Annotated in this window: 1 protein-coding gene and 2 pseudogenes; 2 read left to right on the top strand and 1 reads right to left on the bottom strand. The window is 66.5% G+C overall.

Annotated elements, in window-relative coordinates; genetic code table 11:
- Window positions 1-200: pseudogene (locus JYJ84_RS35475) on the top strand (tetracycline resistance MFS efflux pump); the annotation flags it as partial.
- Between the two features lie 61 nt (window positions 201-261).
- Here the strand turns inward: JYJ84_RS35475 and purM are convergent.
- Complete coding sequence (gene purM, locus JYJ84_RS35470; protein WP_006484927.1) at window positions 262-1,317, bottom strand: phosphoribosylformylglycinamidine cyclo-ligase; 1,056 nt, start codon at window positions 1,315-1,317, stop codon at window positions 262-264.
- 250 nt (window positions 1,318-1,567) lie between these two features.
- Here purM and JYJ84_RS35465 point away from each other — a divergent pair.
- Window positions 1,568-1,910: pseudogene (locus JYJ84_RS35465) on the top strand (DnaA regulatory inactivator Hda); the annotation flags it as partial.

Here is a 1,910-nt window from a genome sequence, read left to right as displayed (position 1 = left end):
AACTGCAAGGCACGCTCGCGAGCATGGCGAGCCTGATCGGCGTCGCGGGGCCGCTGGTCGTCACCGCGACCTATGCGGCGACACGCGCGACGTGGCCAGGGCTCGTCTGGGCCGCAGCCGCGCTGCTTTATCTGCTCATCCCGCCGTTGCTGGCCGGTGCGCGCGCCGCGAACTCGGGCTCACCGCGCCCGTCGGCATGAAAAAAGCCGCCCGGATCGACTCCGGGCGGCTTTCCTTGCTGCATCTGCTGCAGACAGTGCGTCAGACCACGACCGTCTGCGCCTCGCCTTCGCGGGTCGCACGCACGGTGCCGATCTTCCACACCTGTTCGCCGGCGGCGGTCAGGTCGGCGATCGCTGCGTCGGCATCGGCCGCCGACACGATCACGGCCATGCCAATGCCGCAGTTGAACACGCGGTGCATTTCCGCATCGGCGACGCCGCCGTGCTCCTGCAGCCACTTGAACAGCGGCGGCAGCGGCCATGCGTTCTGGTCGAGCTCGGCGGTGAGGCCTTCGCGCAGCACGCGCGGAATGTTCTCGACGAGACCGCCGCCCGTGATGTGCGCCATGCCCTTCACCGACAGTTTCTGCATCAGCGCGAGCAGCGGCTTCACGTAGATGCGGGTCGGCGCCATCAGCGCGTCGGCCAGCGAGCGGCCGTGGAAATCGGCCGACAGGTCGGGGTTCGCGCGCTCGATGATCTTGCGCACGAGCGAGAAGCCGTTCGAGTGGATGCCGCTCGATGCGAGGCCCAGCACCACGTCGCCTTCGGCGATCGTGCTGCCGTCGATGATCTTGCTCTTCTCGACCGCGCCGACCGCGAAGCCGGCCAGGTCGTATTCGCCGTCCGGGTACATGCCCGGCATTTCGGCCGTTTCACCGCCGATCAGCGCGCAGCCCGACAGTTCGCAACCCTGCGCGATGCCCTTGACGACCGTTGCAGCGGTGTCGACGTCGAGCTTGCCGCACGCGAAGTAGTCGAGGAAGAACAGCGGCTCGGCGCCCTGCACGAGGATGTCGTTCACGCTCATCGCGACGAGATCCTGGCCGACGGTGTCGTGTTTGTTCAGATGAAACGCCAGCTTGAGCTTGGTGCCCACGCCGTCGGTGCCCGACACGAGCACGGGCTCCTTGTACTTCTTCGGCACTTCGAACAGCGCGCCGAACCCGCCGATACCGCCGAGCACGCCGTCGCGCAGGGTTTTCTTCGCAAAAGGCTTGATCTTGTCGATGAGCGCGTCGCCCGCGTCGATGTCGACGCCTGCGTCGCGATAGGACAGACCCTGAGCGTCAGGAGCGGATTTCGGAGGATTCATGGGGGAATGCGAGAAGGTCGGTAAAATGCGATTTTACCCGAAGCCGGCCCGTTGGCCGGAATTCCCAGCATCGAATCGTCAGGGATTGCATCTTGGTCAACACGTCCCCGTTTTCATCGCCGAGCGAACCGCGCCGAAACCGGCGTGGCGCCGCGCGTGCGGGCGCGCGTGAAGCCCATCAAGGCGCAGTTCCCGGCGCGTGCCCGGCGTACGGCACGCGTATTTTCAACCGACCCGCATTGTGACTGTTGTGTCCCGTCAACTGACGCTCGATCTCGGCACGCCGCCGCCCGCCACGTTCGACAACTTCATCATGAACGAGGAGAACGACGAGCTCATCTCGCGCCTGCAGAAGCTCGACCTCGCGCTCGCGGCGGGCCCCGTGCCGGATCGATCGTTCTACATCTGGGGCGAGCCCGGCTGCGGCCGCACCCATCTGCTGCAGGCGCTCGTGAGCGACGCGTCGTACGGCTATGCGCGCTACCTGACGCCGCAAAGCCCGCTCGGCGCGTTCACGTTCGACCCGCGCATCGGCATCTACGCGATCGACGACTGCGACCGGATGAGCGACGCGCAGCAGGTCGCGCTGTTCA

Origin of the sequence: Burkholderia sp. LMG 13014 (assembly GCF_905232215.1) — a bacterium.
In the GTDB taxonomy this organism is placed as follows: domain Bacteria; phylum Pseudomonadota; class Gammaproteobacteria; order Burkholderiales; family Burkholderiaceae; genus Burkholderia.
This window is presented reverse-complemented; position numbering and strand designations above follow the sequence as displayed.

Coding starts and splice junctions, on each gene's coding strand:
- purM (WP_006484927.1), bottom strand. CDS start 1,317: ATGAATCCTCCGAAATCCGCTCCTGACGCTCAGGGTCTGTCCTATCGC.